This is a genomic window from Pseudomonas sp. MWU16-30316 (assembly GCF_020515645.1).
GTDB lineage: Bacteria > Pseudomonadota > Gammaproteobacteria > Pseudomonadales > Pseudomonadaceae > Aquipseudomonas > Aquipseudomonas cerasi.
On sequence record NZ_JAIZAZ010000002.1, the window covers coordinates 883,741 to 903,704 of the forward strand.

The following is a 19,964-nucleotide window of genomic DNA, read 5'->3' on the forward strand; positions in this document are numbered from 1 at the left end:
AACGGCGCAGCCAAGCACCATTGCGCGGCTGGGTCGTCACGGCAGGCGGCTGGTGACAGTCATCTTCAATTCCTTTTTCTGATGAGTACCTTTCCCGATATGTCTTCCGCTCTGTCCATTCGGCAGCTAACCAAAACCTACGGCAACGGTTTCCAGGCCTTGAATGGCATCGATCTGGACGTCGCCGAAGGTGATTTCTTCGCCTTGCTGGGCCCCAACGGCGCTGGCAAATCCACCACCATCGGCATCATCTCGACGCTGGTCAACAAGACCAGCGGTACGGTGAACATCTTTGGCCACGACCTGGATCGCGAGCCCGCTGCGCTCAAGCGTTGCATCGGTGTCGTGCCGCAGGAGTTCAACTTCAACCAGTTCGAGAAGACCCTGGACATCGTCGTCACTCAGGCGGGCTACTACGGCATCCCGGCGAAAATCGCCAAAGAGCGCGCCGAGCAGTACCTGACGCAGCTGGGGCTTTGGGAAAAACGCGATGTGCCATCACGTTCGCTGTCCGGCGGCATGAAGCGGCGTCTGATGATCGCCCGTGCGCTGATTCACGAGCCGCGCCTGCTGATCCTCGACGAACCCACTGCAGGCGTGGACATCGAGTTGCGCCGTTCGATGTGGACCTTTCTGACCGAGCTGAACAGCAAAGGCATCACCATCATCCTCACCACGCACTACCTGGAAGAGGCTGAACAGCTGTGCCGCAACATCGGCATCATCGACCACGGGGTGATCGTGCAGAACACCGGCATGAAGCAGCTGCTCAGCACGTTGACCGTCGAGACTTTCGTGCTCGATCTCAAGGCCTCCTGGCAGACCGCGCCACAACTGCCCGGTTTCCCTTGCCGCCTGCTCGACAGCCACACCCTGGAAGTGCAGGTCGACAAGAACGTCGGCATCACTGCGCTGTTCAGCCAGTTGGCCTTCCAGAACATCGAAGTCTTGAGCCTGCGTAATAAATCCAATCGCCTTGAGGAGTTGTTTGTGTCCCTGGTGGAAAAAAACCTCGCGAAGGTGGCGGTATGACCTTAGCCAACGGCGAGTTGCGCCCCAACCTGATTGCCCTGAAAACCATCGTTTACCGTGAAGTGCACCGCTTCATGCGGATCTGGCCGCAGACCCTGCTGCCGCCAGCCATCACCATGGTTCTGTACTTCGTCATCTTCGGTAACCTCATCGGTCGCCAGATCGGCGACATGGGCGGCTTTACCTACATGCAGTACATCGTGCCGGGGCTGATCATGATGTCGGTGATCACCAACTCCTACGGCAACGTGGTCTCGAGCTTCTTCGGTGCCAAGTTTCAGCACTCCATCGAAGAACTGATGGTCTCGCCGGTCTCGCCGCACACCATTCTGGTCGGTTACACCCTGGGCGGTGTGTTGCGTGGTCTGATGGTCGGTTTCATCGTCACCATGCTGTCGATGTTTTTCACCGACCTGCAAGTGCACCACTTGGGCGTGACCATTCTGGTGGTGGTGTTGACCGCGACGATTTTCTCTCTGCTGGGCTTCATCAACGCAGTGTTTGCACGCAACTTCGATGACATCTCGATCATTCCGACCTTCGTCCTGACCCCGCTGACCTATCTGGGTGGCGTGTTCTACTCGATCAACCTGTTGCCGCCGTTCTGGCAGACCGTGTCGCTGGCCAACCCGGTCCTGCACATGGTCAATGCCTTCCGCTACGGCATTCTGGGCGTCTCCGACATCAAGATCAGCATCGCTCTGGCGTTCATGATCGTGGCGACCTTCGTGCTGTATATCGGCTGCGCCAGGTTGCTGGTGAGCGGTCGCGGTATGCGTCAGTAACACATTGGCTTCGACCCGCCAGGCTGGCGGGTCGAGCGCTGGCCGGGAGCGGCCGTTTAGATTCTGCAACACACCACCTCTTCCGACATTTCCCCGGTGCGCTGATCCTTTAGGCTTTCCGCTGCAAGGAACCGTCATGCGCACAGGGATGATCGCGCTCGCGCTCGGGCTGCTTGCCCTGCGTTTTCTACCGGCGTTGCCGCCGACCTGGCTATTGCTGTTGATGCCGATACTGGCGTCGATGCTGCTGCCGTTCCGTACCTATCCACTGGCGTTGTTCCTGCTCGGTTTCACTTGGGCCTGCGTGTCGGCGCAGTGGGCGTTGAGTGACCGGTTGGCGCCGCGTCTCGATGGTCAGACGCTGTGGGTGCAGGGCAAGGTGGTCGGTTTACCGAGTGTCGCCGAAGGTGTGGTGCGTTTCGAGCTGGAAGGTGCCACGTCACGACGTGCCAGGCTGCCCGCGCGAATCAGGGTGGCCTGGTACGGCGGCCAGCCGGTGAGCAGCGGCGAGCGCTGGCGTATGGCGGTCAAGCTCAAGCGACCGGCCGGGCTGGTCAATCCGGATGCTTTCGACTATGAAGCCTGGCTGCTGGCGCAGCGCATCGGTGCGACCGGCACGGTAGTGGATGGTCAGCTATTGGCACCCGCGCGTGCCGCCTGGCGCGATGCCATTCGTCAGCGCCTGCTGGCGGTCGATGCGCAGGGCCGGGAGGGTGGTCTGGCAGCGCTGGTGCTGGGCGATGGCTCAGGGCTATCGAGCACCGACTGGCAGGTGTTGCAGGATACCGGCACTGTGCATCTGCTGGTCATTTCCGGTCAGCACATCGGGTTGCTGGCCGGGGTGATTTACGCCTTGGTCGCAGGCCTGGCGCGCTGGGGGCTGTGGCCGCGCTTTTTGCCCTGGCTGCCGTGGGCGTGTGCACTGGCGTTCAGCGCTGCACTGGGCTACGGACTGCTGGCCGGTTTCGAGGTGCCGGTCCGGCGCGCTTGTGTGATGGTCGCGATGGTGCTGCTGTGGCGCTTGCGTTTTCGCCATCTGGGCGTGGTCTGGCCCTTGTTGCTGTCCTTCAACACGGTGCTGATCTTCGAGCCGCTGGTGACGCTGCAGCCGGGTTTCTGGCTGTCCTTCGCAGCGGTCGGCATTCTGATCCTGATTTTCAGCGGACGTCTCGGCGCCTGGAACTGGTGGCAAAGCTGGACACGGGCGCAATGGCTGATCGCCGTCGGCTTGTTGCCGATCCTGCTGGCGCTGAACCTGCCGATCAGCCTCAGTGGGCCGTTTGCCAACTTGCTTGCCGTCCCTTGGGTCAGCGTGATCGTCCTGCCTCCGGCATTGCTCGGAACGCTGTTGCTGCCGGTCCCTGTGGTCGGGGAAGGTCTGTTGTGGCTGGCGGGCGGGGCGCTGCAGTGGCTGTTCGTGTTCCTCGACGCGGTGGCTGCCGCATTGCCGGCCTGGTTACCCAGTGCGGTGCCAATCTGGGCATGGTGGTTGAGCCTGCTCGGGGCCTTGCTCTTGTTGCTGCCCAAGGGCATACCCGTGCGGCCGCTGGGCTGGCCGTTGCTGTTGCTGTGCGTTTTTCCGCCACTCGAATCAGTGCCTGAAAGCCAGGTAGACGTGTTGCAACTGGATGTGGGGCAGGGCCTGGCGATTCTCCTGCGCACCCGCAACCACACACTCCTGTATGACGCAGGTCCACGTTTCGGTGAGTTCGATATCGGTCAGCGCGTGGTCGTGCCCGCCATGCGCAAGGCAGGTGTCCGCCATCTTGACCTGATGTTGATCAGCCATTCCGACGCAGACCATGCCGGAGGTGCGGCGGCGGTTCATCAGGCCTTTCCGGTGAGCCGGGTGCTGGGTGGCGAGCTGGCCAGACTCGCGCCGCAACTCGATGCCCGATTGTGCGAGAGCGGTGCACGCTGGGAGTGGGATGGCGTGGTGTTTTCCACGTGGCGCTGGGAGCAGGGGCCTAATGGCAATCCAGCCTCCTGCATCCTCAGCGTCGACGCCGGGGGCGAGCGTCTGCTGCTGGCCGGCGATATCGATGTGAACGCCGAGCGCGCGGCAATCGACAGCGGGTTCGACCTTCGTGCTCACTGGTTGCAGTCGCCACATCACGGCAGCCGAACCTCGTCGTCCAAAGCGTTTCTGCGCGCCGTGGCACCGGTAGGCGTGCTGATTTCCCGTGGTCGCAATAACGCGTTCGGTCACCCGCATCCGTTGGTCATGGCGCGCTATCGAGGCCTGGGCATCGCCAGTTACGACAGTGCCGAGCTGGGTGCGGTCCGCCTGCAACTGGGGACGTTCGGAACGCCACAGGCCGAGCGCGCGCAACGGCGCTTCTGGCGTGATTGAGTGAATGGATATCGATCTCGGCGTTCGGCACTTGGCGACCCTATGGTAGAGTGGCGCCAATTTTTCGAGGGAGTGATCACTGTGTGGGAACTGGTCAAATCTGGCGGCTGGATGATGCTGCCGATTATTCTGAGCTCCATCGCCGCCGCCGGCATCATCATCGAGCGCCTGTGGACGTTGCGTGCCAGCCGTATCACCCCACCGCACCTGCTCGGGCAGGTCTGGCAGTGGATTCAGGAAAAGAAGCTGGACAGCGAAAAGCTCAAGCAGCTGCGCGCGGACTCGCCGCTGGGTGAAATCCTGGCCGCAGGTCTGGCCAATTCCAGGCATGGTCGCGAGATCATGAAGGAATGCATCGAAGAAGCCGCTGCGCGGGTCATTCATGAGCTGGAGCGCTACCTCAGCGCACTGGGCTCGATCGCTGCCATGGCGCCGCTGCTTGGTTTGCTGGGCACCGTGCTGGGCATGATCGATATCTTCGGCTCGTTCAACAGCTCCGGGGCCACCGCCAACGCCGGTGTGCTGGCAGGTGGTATTTCCAAGGCGCTGATCTGTACGGCGTCGGGTCTTATCGTCGCGATCCCGGCGATCTTCTTTCATCGCTTTCTGCAGAGCCGCGTCGATGAGCTGGTGGTCGGCATGGAGCAACAGGCCATTCGTCTGGTTGAAGTGGTGCAGGGCGACCGCGATGTCGATCTGATCGACGCCAAGATCGATCTCAAGTCGCTGGCCAGAGCGGGCGGGGGCAAGAAGAAGTGAAATTTCGCCGTCGCAGACCCCGGGAAAACATCGACATCAATCTGGTCTCTCTGATTGATGTGGTGTTCATCCTGCTGCTGTTCTTCATTGTGACGACCACCTTCACTCGCGAAACCCAGTTGCGGGTGGATCTGCCACAGGCCGTTACCGGAACGCCGGACGTGGACGCCAGCGCCAAACAGCTGGACATCGCCATCAACGCCGACGGGATTTTCTCGCTGAACAATCAGTTGTTGCCGAAAAACGACCTGGCAACGCTGATCGAAGCGCTGCAGCGCGAGTCGGGGGGCGATACCAGTCTGCCGCTGTCGATCAGTGCCGATGGCAAGACCCCGCACCAGTCGGTCATCACGGCCATGGATGCGGCGGGCAAGCTGGGCTTCAGTCACTTGCGCATGACCACTGTCGAGGCCACACCGGCTAACTGATGGCATTCACTGACCGTTTGCTCGACGCCTGGTACAAGGGCCACCCTGCGCTGTCGCTGTTGCGCCCGCTCGAAGGCCTTTACCGGCGTGTCGTAGAGCGCAAACGGGCGCGGTTTCTGGCGGGCGAGGGGGATATCTACCGCGCGCCTGTGCCGGTTATCGTGGTGGGTAATATCACCGTCGGTGGCACTGGCAAGACGCCGTTGATTCTCTGGATGATCGAGCACTGCCGCCGTCGCGGCCTGCGTGTCGGTGTGGTCAGCCGCGGTTACGGCGCCACGCCGCCAAGCCTGCCGTGGCGCGTCCTGCCTGAACAAAGTGCCAGCGAGGCAGGGGACGAGCCCCTGCTCATCGTTCAGCGCTGCGGCGTGCTACTGATGATCGATCCGGATCGCAGTCGTGCTGTACAGGCCTTGCTCGCTGCCGAACCACTGGATGTGATTCTTTCCGACGACGGCTTGCAGCATTACCGTCTGGCCCGCGACCTGGAACTGGTGCTGATCGATGCCGCCCGTGGTCTGGGCAATCGCCGTTGTCTGCCTGCCGGGCCGTTGCGCGAACCGGTCGAGCGGCTGAGCAGTGTCGACGCCTTGCTTTATAACGGCGCGACGGCTGACAGGAACGACGGCTACGCCTTCAGGCTCAAGCCTTCGGCGCTGATCAATCTGCGCAGTGGCGAACGTCAGCCGGTGGATTATTTCCCGGCCGGTCAGGCGCTGCATGCGGTCGCCGGAATCGGCAATCCCCAACGTTTCTTCAATACCCTCGAAGGATTACACTGGCAACCGGTGACTCACGCGTTCGCCGACCATGCTGTCTACAGCGCCGAGGCGCTGACATTTGCACCTGCGTTGCCCTTGGTCATGACCGAGAAGGATGCGGTGAAATGCCGTGCCTTTGCCGCTGATGACTGGTGGTATCTGGCAGTGGATGCACTACCTTCCGATGCCTTTGTCGGTTGGTTCGACCAGCAACTTCTACGTCTTTCTCCATGATTGCTTCAGGATCTCCTATGGACACCAAACTACTCGATATCCTCGCTTGCCCTGTCTGCAAGGGACCATTGAAGCTCAGCGCCGACAAGACCGAGCTGATCAGCAAGGGCGCAGGTCTTGCCTATCCGGTGCGCGACGGCATCCCGGTGATGCTCGAAAGCGAAGCTCGTACCCTGAGCACCGACGAGCGGCTGGAAAAATGACCGCAGCGTTTACCGTTGTCATTCCGGCGCGCTACGGCTCCAGTCGCTTTCCGGGCAAGCCGCTGAAAACCATTGCCGGCAAACCCATGGTTCAGCTGGTCTGGGAGCAGGCGTGCAAGAGCAGCGCCGAACGTGTGGTGATTGCCACTGACGATGCGCGCATTGTCGAAGCCTGTCAGGCTTTTGGTGCCGAAGTGCTGCTGACGCGCGACGATCACAACTCCGGCACCGATCGTCTGGCTGAGGTGGCCGCGCAATTGGGCCTGGCGGCTGACGCGATTGTCGTCAATGTGCAGGGCGACGAGCCGATGATCCCGCCTGCGGTGATCGATCAGGTGGCGTCCAATCTGGCCGCCCATCCCGAAGCTGGCATGTCTACGCTGGCCGAACCTATCGACGACGTGGCCGCGTTGTTCAACCCCAACATCGTCAAGGTGGCTACGGACATCAACGGCCTGGCGCTGACGTTCAGCCGGGCTCCCTTGCCATGGGCGCGCGATGCGCTCGCAGCAAATCGTGACCAATTGCCTGCCGGTGTGCCTTATCGTCGGCATATCGGTATCTATGCCTACCGTGCGGGCTTCCTGCATGACTTCGTCAGTTGGGGGCCGTGCTGGCTGGAAAACACTGAAAGCCTGGAACAATTGCGTGCGCTGTGGAATGGCGTGCGGATTCACGTTGCCGACGCGCTTGAAGCGCCACCCGGTGGCGTTGATACGCCTGAAGACCTGGAGCGCGTAAGGCGCTTGCTGGAGGGTTGATGCGCTGCGTCCATTGGTTCGGGAAGGCGAGGGTATGACCTTGCAGGTGCAATCCGCGATTTCCCTCAAACCGTTCAATACGTTCGGTGTGGATGTTCAAGCCCGGCTATTTGCCGAAGCGCACAGCGATGACGATGTTCGCCAGGCGCTGGCCTATTCGGCCGAGCACGATGTGCCACTGCTGGTGATTGGCGGTGGCAGCAACCTGCTGCTCAGCGCTGACGTGCAGTCACTGGTCGTACGCATGGTCAGCCGCGGCATTCGCATCGTGCATGAGGACTGTCTCGAGTCGATTGTCGAGGCAGAGGCTGGCGAGCCCTGGCATCCGTTCGTGCAGTCCTGTCTGGAGCTAGGGCTGGCGGGGCTGGAAAACCTCAGTCTGATTCCAGGCACCGTTGGTGCGGCACCCATGCAGAACATCGGTGCCTATGGCGTCGAGATCAAGGATGTCTTCCATAGCCTGACTGCGCTGGATCGTGAAACCGGCGAATTGCGCGAGTTTTCTCTGCAGGACTGTGCGTTCGGCTACCGCGACAGCGTGTTCAAGCATCAGGTCGCGCGCTGGTTGATCCTGCGTGTGCGTTTTAAGCTCAGTCGCGTAGCTCGCCTGCACCTCGAATATGGCCCGGTTCGTCAGCGTCTCGACGAGCTGGGTATTGATCGGCCGACGCCGTTCGATGTCAGCCGTGCGATCTGCGCCATTCGCAGTGAAAAGCTGCCTGACCCCGCGGTGCTGGGCAATGCCGGCAGTTTCTTCAAAAACCCGATTATCCCTGCCGAACTGTACGCAACGATCAAACAGCAACACCCAGGTGTCGTAGGCTACCCGCTGGACGATGGCCGGGTGAAACTGGCGGCCGGATGGCTGATCGAGCAGGCGGGCTGGAAGGGTTATCGCGATGGTGATGCTGGCGTGCACAAGCTTCAGTCGCTGGTGCTGGTCAACTATGGGCAGGCCAGTGGCTTGCAGCTGCTGAGTCTGGCGCGCCGTATCCAGACCGACATCGCCGAACGTTTCGGTGTCGAGCTGGAGATGGAGCCGAACCTCTACTGATAGCCTGAAGATGGTCTCTTGTGGGGCGATCCTGCTCGCGAAGGGATCAGATCAAGCGCTGTGTATTGAAGATGAACGCAGTGCAGCCCTCAATCAACGGGCATGAAAAAGCCCCGCCTGTGCAAACAGGCGGGGCTTTTTCATGGGCCGGGATTAGGCGAGTGGTTTAGGCTCGTTTTCTTTCTCGGCTTCATGTTGCGGTTTGACTGCTGGTTGCTCAGTGTCCGCTTCTTCGGTCTTTTCCCCGGCTGCCGGTGAAGGCTGGGCCGATTCTGCTTCAGCGGCAGCAGGCGCTGCCTCGACGACTGGAGCGCTGGCAGCAGCGGCTTCCTGTTGACGACGTGCTTCTTCTTCACGCTTGCGGCGACGAACTTCACGAGGATCGTTCGGTGCGCGGCCCGTGCTGCTGACCACTGGTGCAGGCGCTGCTTCTTCAGCCGCAGGTGCCTGCTCTAGTGGGGCAGGTGCCTGTTCTTCAACGACCGGCTGAGGCGCGACGTAAGGAGCAGGCTCTTCTTTCACGGCTACCGGCTCGACGGCAGCAGCAGGTGCAGGCGTTGGCAGTTCGGATGATTCGGTGGCTGGCACTTCCTCATGAGCCGCCGCTTCGACCGGCGCCTGTGGTGCTGGCTCTGGCGTCGGCTTGAACGGCACTACGCGTTCTGCGTGAGGTGCTTCGAACAGTTCGGACTGCGCAGCAATGGCCGGGGCTTCGACCGCTGCTGGCTGAACTTCAACCTCTGGAGCAGGCTGTGCTACAGGAGCATCGTCCGCTACAGGGGCTTCAACGGCAGGTGCCTCGACAGTCGGTTCGGCAACGGTCGGTGCTTTTTCGGCAGCCGGTGCTTCGGTGGCTGGCGTTTCAGCTACTGGCGTTTCAGTCACAGGCGCTTCGGTCGCAGATGCTTTGGCAGCAGCTGCCTGATGCGCTGGCTCGGCGTCTGCAGCGGCGGCGTTGCTGTTGGCACGTTCGGCCTGCTGATGCGCGTCGGCTTCGGCAGGCGCGCTGATCACGCTGCTGGCAGCGGAAGCTGCGGCGGTGAAGCCCAGACCCGCCGACAGGTCGGTGGCGCTGCCTTCTTCTTCGTTGCCGTTCTCTTCGGAGCCTTCGATCACGTTGCCATTGGCATCGCGCTGACGCTCACGACGATTGCTGCGACGACGCTGGCCACGCGAGCGGCGGCGAGGGCGGTCGCCTTCGCTACCGTCGTTGCCTTCCTGGTTCTCGTCATTGATCTGCTCTTCGTTGAGCAGCACTTCCTCTTCGCTCACGGCAGCCGCGGCCTGTTCGGCGCGTGGTTGACGTTCTTCACGAGGGGCGCGCGGCTGGCGCTCTTCGCGTGGTGCGCGTTCAGGACGCTCCTCGCGAGCGAGGTTCACCGCAGGGGCTGCATCCAGAGGCTCGCGCAGTTCGCGAACCGGGCGATCTTCGCGCGCTTCACGCGGCTTGCGCTCGCGGGTGGTACGGGCTGGACGCTCTTCGCGCGGTGCCGACTCCTCGCGCGCTTCACGCGGTTCGCGAACGGTGCGCTCTTCACGAGGTGCACGTTCTTCACGCGGAGCACGCTCTTCACGAGGTGCGCGCTCTGCACGCTCTTCGCGGGGGGCGCGTTCTTCACGAGGCTTGCGCTCTTCGTCGCGGCGATTGTTGCGGCCACGGCTCTGCTGGCGGCCGTTGCGGCGTTCCTCGTTGCGGGCTGGACGCTGTTCTGCAACAGGCTTCTCAACCACAACCGGAGCGACAGGCTCTTCCTTGGTCGCGAACAGGCTGACCAGGGATTTCACCAGACCCTTGAACAGGCTTGGCTCGTGAGCGGCAGGTGCCGGTGCAGGCGTTGCCGCAGGGGCAGCGGCTTCTACCGGGACCGGCGCATTGGCGCGAGCCGGAGCAGTCTTGACGGCCGCTTCCTGACGAACCAGGGTGCGGGTTGCGGCGGCCAGTGGTGCAATTTCTTCCACTTCGGCAGCGGCAGCAGCGATTTCATAGCTGGTCTGGCTGCTGTGCGCTTCAGGGCTGTCATCACGCAGACGCTGAACTTCGAAGTGCGGCGTTTCCAGCTGATCGTTCGGCAGAATGATGATGCGCGCACGGGTGCGCAGTTCGATCTTGGTGATCGAGTTGCGTTTTTCGTTGAGCAGGAAAGCCGCGACCGGAATCGGCACCTGAGCGCGCACTTCGGCAGTGCGGTCTTTCAGGGCTTCTTCTTCGATCAGGCGCAGGATGGCCAGCGACAGCGATTCAACATCACGGATGATGCCGGTGCCGTTGCAGCGAGGGCAGACGATGCCGCTGCTTTCGCCCAGCGATGGACGCAGGCGCTGACGGGACATTTCCAGCAGACCGAAGCGCGAAATGCGACCGATCTGCACGCGGGCACGGTCGGCTTCCAGGCTTTCGCGGACTTTCTCTTCCACGGCGCGCTGGTTCTTGGCCGGCGTCATGTCGATGAAGTCGATGACGATCAGGCCGCCGATGTCACGCAGACGCAGTTGACGGGCGATTTCCTCAGCCGCTTCAAGGTTGGTCTGCAGGGCGGTTTCTTCGATGTCGCTGCCTTTGGTGGCGCGCGCCGAGTTGATGTCGATAGACACCAGGGCTTCGGTCGGATCGATGACGATGGAGCCACCGGAAGGCAGTTCGACTACGCGCTGGAAGGCGGTTTCGATCTGGCTTTCGATCTGGAAGCGGTTGAACAGCGGAACGCTGTCTTCGTACAGCTTGATCTTGCTGGCGTACTGCGGCATCACCTGACGGATGAACGTCAGCGCTTCTTCCTGGGCTTCGATGCTGTCGATCAGGACTTCACCGATATCCTGACGCAGGTAGTCACGGATGGCGCGGATGATGACGTTGCTTTCCTGGTAGATCAGGAAAGGGGCGGAGCGATCGAGGGACGCTTCCTTGATGGCGGTCCACAGTTGCAGCAGGTAATCGAGGTCCCACTGCATTTCTTCGCTGCTGCGGCCCAGGCCGGCAGTACGAACGATCAGGCCCATGTCGGCTGGCGCGATCAGGCCGTTGAGGGCTTCACGCAGTTCGTTGCGCTCTTCGCCTTCGATACGGCGCGAGATACCGCCGGCACGAGGGTTGTTCGGCATCAGAACCAGATAGCGGCCTGCGAGGCTGATGAAGGTGGTCAGGGCTGCGCCCTTGTTGCCACGCTCTTCTTTCTCGACCTGAACGATGACTTCCTGGCCTTCGCTCAGAACGTCCTTGATGTTGACGCGGCCTTCAGGGGCTTTCTTGAAGTACTCGCGGGAGATTTCCTTGAGGGGCAGGAAGCCATGGCGCTCAGAGCCGAAATCGACAAAGGCAGCCTCGAGGCTGGGTTCGATGCGAGTGATTCGGCCTTTATAGATGTTGGCTTTCTTCTGCTCGCGTGCACCTGACTCGATGTCCAGGTCGTAGAGGCGCTGGCCGTCTACCAGTGCAACACGCAACTCTTCGGGTTGAGTTGCGTTAATCAGCATTCTTTTCATGTAGTACCGTCGGTTTCCGGGCTGCCGGAAACGGCGTTCGGCACACACGACTTCTCACGGTCGGTGTCAGGGCACGTCAGGAGTGGTTGGACACTCCAGTGTCTAGCGAGGTCCTCGCCCAGAGGGGGCGGAGGGTCGCGACGACGTTTCCTGCTTGCTGTGGTGGCATAAGACACCCCTTTCAGCAAAAGCTTTGTCAGGAGGAGGAATCGACCATCGGTAGCGGACGAGATGAAGCGTCTAGAACAAGCCTTGTGCTACACAGTCCGATGGTTGTGCGTCTCCACCCTACACGTATCCCTGATAATTCGGGTGCTGCCGCGCGCAGAATCCGCAGCGGGTTGGCATTTACCGCGACCTTCGATAGGGAAGGTCGCGCATCATGGCTTGAGGCGTTGTTCCCGAAGCATTCGCTCGTAGCGTCTGAAAGCGACTGCACTTTGTGAACTGGCCATGAACTGTCCGCACTGGCCGCGAGCTGTCTGCTCTGCTGTCAGGCGTGTTTCCGGCCTCATGTCACCTGCGCTTGTTACGTTTTCAGCGTGCTCCGTTGTCACCGAACACTGCGTAGGACGGCCTCCCGTCCTTGTGAATTGCGTTGGTCAGGGCCGGTTGTCAACCGTTGGTCCGCTGTCCGGCCGCTTTTGGCGGCGTTCGCGACTATAGCAGCAATCATTAAGTGCTTCAAATCCATAAAAAATTGTTATCATTTGCGGCATGACGAATATTGCCCCCCCAACCCCCGGCGTCCAGCTGGTTGAGGTTGCCCCGGAACTTGCCGGTCAACGCATCGATAATTTTCTGATCACTTATCTCAAGGGTGTACCCAAAACCTTGATTTACCGCATTTTGCGCAAAGGCGAAGTGCGTGTGAACAAGGGGCGGATCAAGCCGGAGTACAAGTTGCAGGCAGGCGATATCGTGCGCATTCCTCCTGTGCGCGTGCCTGAGCGCGACGAGCCTGTGCCGGTCGCGCAGGCACTGTTGCAGCGTCTCGAAGCTGCGATCGTTTACGAAGACAAGGCGCTTATCGTGCTCAACAAGCCCGCAGGTATCGCCGTGCATGGCGGCAGCGGCCTGAGTTTTGGTGTGATCGAAGCGTTTCGCCAGTTGCGCCCGGATGCCAAGGAGCTCGAACTGGTGCACCGTCTCGATCGCGACACGTCCGGTCTGCTGATGATTGCCAAGAAACGCAGCATGCTGCGTCATCTGCACGAAGCCCTGCGCGGCGACGGCGTCGACAAGCGCTACATGGCGCTGGTCCGCGGTAACTGGGCAACGGCCCTGAAGCAGGTGCGTGCGCCGCTGATGAAAAGCAACCTGCGCTCCGGCGAGCGCATGGTCGAAGTGAATGAACAGGGCAAGGAGGCTCTGACGATTTTCAAGGTGCTGCGTCGTTTTGGCGACTTTGCCACCATGGTCGAAGCCAAGCCGGTCACCGGACGTACCCACCAGATCCGCGTGCACACCTTGCACGCGGGTCATGCGATTGCAGGTGACACCAAGTACGGTGACGAGAATTTCAGTCGCGAAATTCGCGATCTGGGCGGCAAGCGTCTGTTTCTGCACGCCTACATGCTGACGGTGCCGATGCCCGATGGCAGCAAGCTTAATGTGCAGGCGCCTGTCGATGACATGTGGGTCAAAACAGTGGAGCGTTTGAGTGCGCCGTGATTACGATCTGTTGATTTTCGACTGGGACGGCACACTGGCCGACTCGGTCGGGCGCATCGTCCTGTCCATGCGCACGGCGGCCATCGAGACCGACCTTGAAGTTCGCGACGATACGGCGATCAAGGGGATTATTGGCCTGGGGCTGCCCGAGGCGATTCGAACCCTGTATCCGCAGATCAGCGGCAACCAGCTGATCGATTTTCGGCAGCACTACGCGGACAGTTACATGGCGATGGATAACGTGCCGTCGCCGCTGTTCGACGGTGTGGTGGAGTCGATGCAGGCGTTTCGCGAGGACGGCTATCGTCTGGCGGTCGCTACCGGCAAGGCGCGTCGTGGGCTTGATCGTGTGCTGAAGGCCAATGGCTGGCAGGATTACTTCGATGTCACCCGGGCAGCCGACGAGACCGCCAGCAAGCCTGATCCGCTGATGTTGAACGAGATCATGGCGCACTGTGAGGTTACGCCGCAGCGTTCGCTGATGATCGGCGATGCTTCGTTCGATCTGCTGATGGCTCGCAACGCCGGTATGGATTCGGTTGCGGTGGGCTATGGCGCTCAGCCGCTGGAGTCGCTGCGTCAGTTCGAGCCGCGGCTGGCTATCGAGCATTTTTCCGAGCTGCGCACCTGGTTGAACGGGCGCAGCGTCTAGTTTTCGGGTTGGAGTGATTGGAACATGTCTGACGAATGGAAGGCACCCGTTTCGCAAGGCGCGGACGAGGGCATCAATGGCAGGGAAGAGGCGAAGAGCTGGAAGCTTCTTGAAAAGACGCTGCTGGCCAGTGTTCAGGAGCAGCGCCGCGCGCGTCGCTGGGGGATCTTTTTCAAGCTGCTGACGTTCGCGTTCCTGTTTGTTGCAGTGATCGTCCCGATGCTGGATTTCGAGGGCGGCACTTCTCGTCGTTCCAGCCACACTGCGCTGATCGATGTGCAGGGCGTGATTGCCGACAAGGAAGCGGCCAGTGCCGAGAACATTGTCACTGCGCTGCAGAAGGCCTTCGAGGATGAAAAGACCAAGGGTGTGATTCTGCGAATCAACAGCCCGGGTGGCAGTCCTGTGCAGTCGGGCTATGTCTACGACGAAATCCGTCGTCTGCGCGCGGCGAAGCCGGACATCAAGGTGTATGCGGTCATTACCGATCTCGGTGCTTCGGGGGCTTATTACATCGCCAGTGCCGCTGACCAGATTTACGCCGACAAGGCCAGTCTGGTGGGGTCGATCGGTGTGACGGCAGCAGGTTTCGGCTTTGTCGGTGCCATGGATAAGCTCGGCGTTGACCGCCGTACCTATACTTCCGGCGAGCACAAGGCATTCCTTGATCCGTTCCAGCCGCAGAAGGCTGATGAAACGCAGTTCTGGCAGGGTGTGCTGGACACGACTCATCGCCAGTTCATCGCCAGTGTCAAACAGGGTCGTGGCGACCGGCTGAAGGACAAGGATCACCCGGAGCTGTTCTCCGGGCTGATCTGGACCGGCGAGCAGGCTGTTGCGCTGGGTCTGGTGGATGGTCTGGGCAGTGCAAGTTATGTTGCGCGTGACGTAATCAAGGAAAAGGACATCGTCGAGTACACCGTCGAAGAGTCGCCTTTTGATCGCTTTTCGAAAAAACTCGGCACCAGTATCGCCGAGCGAATTGCCATGCTGGTCGGTTTCAACGGCCCAAGCCTGCGTTGATGGCTTGATGCGGAAATAAAGAACCCGGCCGATGGCCGGGTTCTTTGTCTGAGTCTCAGGGTACGCTGAGGCCTTCCTTTATTAGCATGTCCACCAGGCGTATCAGCGGCAGGCCGATCAGGCTGGTCGCATCGCTGCCTTCGGTGCTGCGAAACAGGCTGACGCCAAGGCCTTCTGCCTTGAAGCTGCCTGCGCAGTCATAGGGCTGTTCAGCATGCAGGTAGCGTTCGATGCTGGCCCGGTCGAGTTCGCGCATGTGTACTGTAAAAGGCACGCAGTCGACCTGGCACTCGCCGGTCGAGCTGTTGAGCAGGGCCAGACCGGTCAGGAAGGTCACGCTTTTGCCGCTCGCTGCCGTCAGCTGTTCCAGTGCGCGTTCGAAGCTGTGCGGTTTGCCCAGGACCTGTTCGTCGAGAACGGCGACCTGGTCGGAACCGATGATCAGGTGGTGTGGATGTTCCGCGGCCAGCGCCTGGGCCTTCTCCCGGGCAAGGCGCTGTACGAGGTCGAATGCGGCCTCGTTCGGTCGCCGGCTTTCATCGATATCCGGAGACCTGCAGGTGAATGGCAGGCGCAGGCGGGCGAGCAGTTCGCGGCGGTATGAGGAGCTGGAAGCGAGGAGCAGGGATGGCATGCGGTTCTCCGTAGGCTGAGCGTTGATTCTAAAGAGTGGCCGGAGTGACGAACAGGCCTGAATTTCCTTTGACATGCCCGGGGGGCATCCCTAGAATGCTGCGCCTATGTTGAATGACCCGATTCCATCTCACGTTGACCCGCGCAAATTGTCCGATCGCGGCACTACCCTTCAGGGTGAAGTGCTGCTGGGCGATCTGAAGAGACTCTGCGACCCGCTGGCCGACACTGTCGGTACGGTGCAGGCGAAATTCGTTTTTGAGCGTGACGAACGCCGTTCTGTGGTTATCCACAGTTCGATAGACGTCCCGGTCAAGATGGTTTGCCAGCGTTGTCTTGAGCTGGTGACCCTGCCGATCCACAGCGAATGCAGTTACGCCGTGGTGAAGGAGGGTGCGAATACCCAGTCGTTACCGAAAGGTTATGACGTGCTGGAACTGGGCGAAGATCCTTTGGATCTGCTGGCATTGATCGAGGAGGAGCTATTGCTCGCCTTGCCCATTGTGCCTGCTCATCATCCTGAAGAATGCCAGCAACCGGCGGGTCTCGATGAGCCCGAACCGAGCGTGGACGAGGTAACGCGGTCCAACCCGTTCAGTGTATTGGCGCAGTTAAAGCGTGACCCAAACGTTTAGGAGTTAATCAATTATGGCTGTTCAGCAGAACAAAAAATCCCGCTCTGCCCGTGACATGCGTCGTTCGCACGACGCTCTTGAGGCAAGCACTCTGTCGGTAGAAAAGACCACTGGTGAAGTTCACCTGCGTCACCACGTATCGCCAGAAGGCGTATACCGTGGTCGTAAAGTGATCGACAAGGGCGCTGACGAGTAATTTCTTGTCCGCTCCGATCATCGCGATCGACGCAATGGGCGGGGACTTCGGTCCCCGCAACATTGTTCAGGCAAGCCTCGCGTGCCTGACAGCTACTCCCTCGCTTCACCTGGCCCTTGTCGGCCAAGCTCCCCTTATTGAAGAACTCGTCTCTGCTCATGAAGCCGTGGACCGTTCGCGCCTGCGTGTCATTCATGCCAGTGAAACGATTGCGATGGACGAGCGTCCGTCTCAGGCGTTGCGTGGCAAACCTGACTCCTCCATGCGCGTTGCTCTCGAGCTGGTGGCCAGCGGTCAGGCCCAGGCCTGTGTCAGTGCCGGCAATACCGGTGCGCTGATGGCGCTTTCCCGGTTCGTGCTCAAGACCTTGCCAGGGATCGACCGCCCGGCAATGATCGCAGCCATTCCCACTTGCTCGGGTCATTGCCAACTGCTGGACCTGGGGGCGAACGTCGATTGCAGTGCCGAGGCGCTCTATCAGTTTGCAGTGATGGGTTCGGTGCTTGCCGAGATCCTCGGTGTCGCAACGCCCAGAGTGGCCTTGCTCAACGTGGGCACGGAAGACATCAAGGGCAATCAGCAGGTCAAACGTGCTGCCGGTCTTTTGCAGTCTGCGTCGGGACTTAACTACATTGGTTATGTAGAAGGCGACGGGTTGTACAGGGGGGAGGCTGACGTGGTGGTGTGTGATGGTTTCGTCGGCAACGTATTGCTCAAGTCGAGTGAGGGGCTGGCGACCATGATTGCAGCCAGAATCGAGGCGCTGTTCCAGCGTAATCTGCTCAGCAGGGCAGTCGGCGCGCTGGCGTTGCCCTTGCTGAAGCGCTTGCAGACCGATCTGGCACCCGCCCGTCATAATGGTGCGAGCCTGCTCGGGTTGCAGGGGGTCGTGGTGAAAAGCCACGGTTCTGCCAGTGTTTCAGGTTTTCAGAGTGCGATTCAGCGAGCGGTCGTCGAGTCCCGTGAAAACCTGCCAGAGCGTTTGAAGGGGCGGCTTGAAGCGATGTTTCAGGACGGCCGAACCTGAAAATGTGACGCATCAGACTGGTCAGTCATCCAACCGATCAGTCATGTAAATTAGAATTCTCGCGTTCGGCCTGTCCGGACGCCCATTTTGGCGACAATAATTCAGAGGCTTGTCAAATGTCTGCATCCCTCGCATTCGTCTTTCCGGGTCAAGGATCGCAATCGCTCGGTATGCTCGCCGAGCAAGGCGCACAGCATCCGCTGATCCTCGACACTTTCGAGCAGGCTTCCGAAGCCCTTGGCTACGACCTGTGGGCATTGACTCAGAACGGTCCTGCCGAGCTGCTCAATCAGACCGACAAGACCCAGCCGGCCATTCTCACCGCTTCCGTTGCCTTGTGGCATGTGTGGCTGGCCGAGGGCGGTGCGGTTCCTGCGTTCGTCGCCGGTCACAGCCTGGGTGAATACAGCGCACTGGTGGCCGCGCAAAGCCTGAGCCTGGCCGACGCCGTGAAGCTTGTCGAGCGTCGCGGCCAGTTGATGCAGGAAGCGGTGCCAGCGGGTCAGGGCGGCATGGCCGCCATTCTGGGTCTGGATGATGCCGACGTTATCGCAGCCTGCGCCGAAGCGGCGCAGGGCGAAGTCGTCAGTGCCGTGAATTTCAACTCGCCGGGTCAGGTGGTGATTGCCGGTTCCGCCGAGGCCGTCAAGCGTGCCATGGAGCTGTGCAAGGCCCGTGGTGCCAAGCGCGCCTTGCCGTTGCCGGTCAGCGTGCCATCGCACTGCGAACTGATGCGCCCGGCCGCGGAACGTTTCGCCGAGGCTGTTGAGGCCATCGAATGGCAGGCGCCGGAAATCGCGCTGGTACAAAACGTCAGTGCCAGTGCTGTCAGTGATCTGGCGACGCTCAAGCGTGATTTGCTGGAGCAGTTGTACAAGCCGGTACGCTGGGTCGAATCCATTCAATGTCTGGCGAGTCGCGGTGCGACCCAACTTGTGGAGTGCGGTCCGGGCAAAGTGCTGGCCGGTCTGAACAAGCGTTGCGCCGACGGCGTGATTACCTACAACCTTGATACCCCGGACGCCTTTGCCGCCGCGCGCGCGGCACTGGCCTGATTAGGAGAAGCCTGCATGAGCCTTCAAGGTAAAGTGGCACTGGTAACCGGTGCAAGTCGCGGCATTGGTCAAGCCATTGCTCTGGAATTGGGACGCAACGGTGCTGTTGTCGTGGGCACCGCGACGTCAGAGTCCGGCGCCGAGCGCATCAGTGCGACGTTCAAGGAAAACGGCATCGAAGGCTTTGGCCTGATGCTGGATGTCTGTGATGCCGAGTCTGTGAATTCGGTCCTGTCCACCATTCAGGAGCGCGTTGGCGCACCGTTGATTCTGGTCAATAATGCCGGTATCACCCGTGATAACCTGATGATGCGCATGAAAGATGACGAATGGTATGACGTCGTCAACACCAATCTGAACAGCCTTTTCCGTCTTTCCAAGGGCGTTTTGCGTGGCATGACCAAGGCGCGTTGGGGACGTATTATCAGCATTGGTTCGGTTGTGGGTGCCATGGGCAACGCCGGTCAAGTAAACTATGCTTCCGCGAAGGCCGGTCTGGAAGGCTTCAGCAGGGCTCTGGCCCGTGAAGTGGGCTCGCGGGCGGTCACCGTGAATTCGGTGGCACCGGGTTTCATCGACACCGACATGACGCGTGAGCTGCCTGAGGCTCAGCGTGAGTCACTGATTACCCAGATACCCCTGGGCCGTTTGGGGCAAGCCGAAGAGATTGCGCACGTAGTCGCTTTTCTTGCGTCCGAAGGCGCAGGCTACGTTACCGGGGCCACAATCCCTGTTAACGGCGGCATGTACATGAGCTAATGTGACGACCTGTTTCAAAAAAATGTCATACGAGCTGTCTAAAATCCGTTATAAAGCTGCAATCTATGAATGGGCGAAGGTACGGTTGGGCATAAGGGGAGAGCGTTAAGCTTGAAATTCGCAAAACCTCTTCTATACACTTACCCACTGGCCAGATGCCTGAACATTTCCACTAGGAGTTAAAACTAGGTATGAGCACCATCGAAGAGCGCGTCAAGAAAATCGTTGCAGAGCAACTTGGCGTCAAACCAGAAGAGGTTGTCAACACTGCTTCTTTCGTTGAGGACCTGGGCGCTGACTCCCTGGACACCGTCGAGCTGGTAATGGCTCTGGAAGAGGAATTCGAGACCGAAATCCCGGACGAAGAAGCGGAAAAGATCACTACCGTTCAAGCAGCAATCGACTACGTCACTAACCATCAGGCTTAAGATTTGTAGTCGCTGACTGCTGTCACGGGAAA

The 19,964-nt window shown here is 60.4% G+C and carries 20 protein-coding genes; 18 read left to right on the plus strand and 2 right to left on the minus strand.

What is annotated here, in order from left to right; translation table 11 throughout:
- The first annotated feature begins 99 nt into the window (after positions 1–99).
- The 9 genes from LCH65_RS10925 (at position 100) to murB (ending at position 8,370) form a co-directional block, all read left to right on the plus strand.
- Positions 100–1,032 carry an ABC transporter ATP-binding protein gene (locus tag LCH65_RS10925; protein WP_003317464.1) on the plus strand — a complete coding sequence of 311 codons (933 nt, stop codon included), beginning with the start codon at positions 100–102 and terminating at the stop codon, positions 1,030–1,032.
- Complete coding sequence (locus LCH65_RS10930; protein ID WP_096105609.1) at positions 1,029–1,817, plus strand: ABC transporter permease; 789 nt, start codon at positions 1,029–1,031, stop codon at positions 1,815–1,817. The genes LCH65_RS10925 and LCH65_RS10930 overlap by 4 nt, the downstream gene beginning before the upstream one ends.
- A gap of 136 nt (positions 1,818–1,953) precedes the next feature.
- The gene (locus tag LCH65_RS10935; RefSeq protein ID WP_226439449.1) at positions 1,954–4,170 is read left to right on the plus strand and encodes a DNA internalization-related competence protein ComEC/Rec2; all 2,217 of its coding nucleotides are present in this window, start codon (positions 1,954–1,956) and stop codon (positions 4,168–4,170) included.
- Between the two features lie 42 nt (positions 4,171–4,212).
- Positions 4,213–4,929, plus strand: coding sequence for a MotA/TolQ/ExbB proton channel family protein (locus LCH65_RS10940; protein WP_063613806.1), 717 nt, complete (start codon positions 4,213–4,215; stop codon positions 4,927–4,929).
- Positions 4,926–5,357: a biopolymer transporter ExbD gene (locus LCH65_RS10945; RefSeq protein ID WP_003317468.1), complete on the plus strand. Its 432-nt coding sequence runs from the start codon at positions 4,926–4,928 to the stop codon at positions 5,355–5,357. The genes LCH65_RS10940 and LCH65_RS10945 overlap by 4 nt, the downstream gene beginning before the upstream one ends.
- Complete coding sequence (gene lpxK / locus LCH65_RS10950; RefSeq protein ID WP_226439450.1) at positions 5,357–6,352, plus strand: tetraacyldisaccharide 4'-kinase; 996 nt, start codon at positions 5,357–5,359, stop codon at positions 6,350–6,352. Before LCH65_RS10945 ends, lpxK begins: the two co-directional genes overlap by 1 nt.
- 17 nt (positions 6,353–6,369) lie before the next feature.
- Positions 6,370–6,555, plus strand: coding sequence for a Trm112 family protein (locus LCH65_RS10955; protein ID WP_002552679.1), 186 nt, complete (start codon positions 6,370–6,372; stop codon positions 6,553–6,555).
- Complete coding sequence (kdsB, locus tag LCH65_RS10960; RefSeq protein ID WP_003317470.1) at positions 6,552–7,316, plus strand: 3-deoxy-manno-octulosonate cytidylyltransferase; 765 nt, start codon at positions 6,552–6,554, stop codon at positions 7,314–7,316. Before LCH65_RS10955 ends, kdsB begins: the two co-directional genes overlap by 4 nt.
- 34 nt (positions 7,317–7,350) lie before the next feature.
- Entirely contained in the window at positions 7,351–8,370 is a 1,020-nt protein-coding gene (murB, locus tag LCH65_RS10965) for a UDP-N-acetylmuramate dehydrogenase (RefSeq protein WP_003430975.1), read from the plus strand.
- Between the two features lie 153 nt (positions 8,371–8,523).
- On the opposite strand, the gene rne is transcribed toward murB, so the two are convergent.
- On the minus strand, positions 8,524–11,841 hold the full coding sequence (gene rne / locus LCH65_RS10970; protein ID WP_226439451.1) for a ribonuclease E: 3,318 nt from the start codon (positions 11,839–11,841) through the stop codon (positions 8,524–8,526).
- A gap of 726 nt (positions 11,842–12,567) precedes the next feature.
- On the opposite strand from rne, the gene rluC reads away from it, so the two are divergent.
- The 3 genes from rluC to sppA are packed head-to-tail and all read left to right on the plus strand — an operon-like array spanning position 12,568 to position 15,199.
- Complete coding sequence (gene rluC, locus LCH65_RS10975; RefSeq protein WP_161428649.1) at positions 12,568–13,524, plus strand: 23S rRNA pseudouridine(955/2504/2580) synthase RluC; 957 nt, start codon at positions 12,568–12,570, stop codon at positions 13,522–13,524.
- Positions 13,514–14,176 (plus strand): HAD-IA family hydrolase, encoded by a 663-nt coding sequence (locus LCH65_RS10980; protein WP_003430979.1) that lies wholly within the window; start codon positions 13,514–13,516, stop codon positions 14,174–14,176. Before rluC ends, LCH65_RS10980 begins: the two co-directional genes overlap by 11 nt.
- Before the next feature lie 24 nt (positions 14,177–14,200).
- Positions 14,201–15,199, plus strand: a complete 999-nt coding sequence (gene sppA / locus LCH65_RS10985; RefSeq protein WP_003368394.1) for a signal peptide peptidase SppA — start codon at positions 14,201–14,203, stop codon at positions 15,197–15,199.
- A 55-nt stretch (positions 15,200–15,254) separates the two neighbouring features.
- Here sppA and LCH65_RS10990 read toward each other — a convergent pair whose 3' ends face one another.
- Entirely contained in the window at positions 15,255–15,833 is a 579-nt protein-coding gene (locus LCH65_RS10990; RefSeq protein ID WP_003430981.1) for a nucleoside triphosphate pyrophosphatase, read from the minus strand.
- Positions 15,834–15,939: 106 nt separating this feature from the next.
- On the opposite strand from LCH65_RS10990, the gene LCH65_RS10995 reads away from it, so the two are divergent.
- The 6 genes from LCH65_RS10995 to acpP all read left to right on the plus strand — a co-directional run bounded on the left by LCH65_RS10995 (position 15,940) and on the right by acpP (position 19,932).
- Positions 15,940–16,467, plus strand: a complete 528-nt coding sequence (locus tag LCH65_RS10995) for a YceD family protein (RefSeq protein ID WP_002552687.1) — start codon at positions 15,940–15,942, stop codon at positions 16,465–16,467.
- Positions 16,468–16,480: 13 nt separating this feature from the next.
- Positions 16,481–16,663 (plus strand): 50S ribosomal protein L32, encoded by a 183-nt coding sequence (rpmF, locus tag LCH65_RS11000; protein ID WP_003179396.1) that lies wholly within the window; start codon positions 16,481–16,483, stop codon positions 16,661–16,663.
- A 4-nt stretch (positions 16,664–16,667) separates the two neighbouring features.
- Positions 16,668–17,690 (plus strand): phosphate acyltransferase PlsX, encoded by a 1,023-nt coding sequence (gene plsX / locus LCH65_RS11005; protein ID WP_003430984.1) that lies wholly within the window; start codon positions 16,668–16,670, stop codon positions 17,688–17,690.
- Positions 17,691–17,806: 116 nt separating this feature from the next.
- The gene (gene fabD / locus LCH65_RS11010) at positions 17,807–18,745 is read left to right on the plus strand and encodes an ACP S-malonyltransferase (protein WP_025990978.1); all 939 of its coding nucleotides are present in this window, start codon (positions 17,807–17,809) and stop codon (positions 18,743–18,745) included.
- Positions 18,746–18,760: 15 nt separating this feature from the next.
- Complete coding sequence (gene fabG, locus LCH65_RS11015; RefSeq protein WP_003318510.1) at positions 18,761–19,504, plus strand: 3-oxoacyl-ACP reductase FabG; 744 nt, start codon at positions 18,761–18,763, stop codon at positions 19,502–19,504.
- 191 nt (positions 19,505–19,695) lie between these two features.
- Positions 19,696–19,932 (plus strand): acyl carrier protein, encoded by a 237-nt coding sequence (gene acpP, locus LCH65_RS11020; RefSeq protein WP_003368401.1) that lies wholly within the window; start codon positions 19,696–19,698, stop codon positions 19,930–19,932.
- The last annotated feature ends 32 nt before the right edge of the window (positions 19,933–19,964 follow it).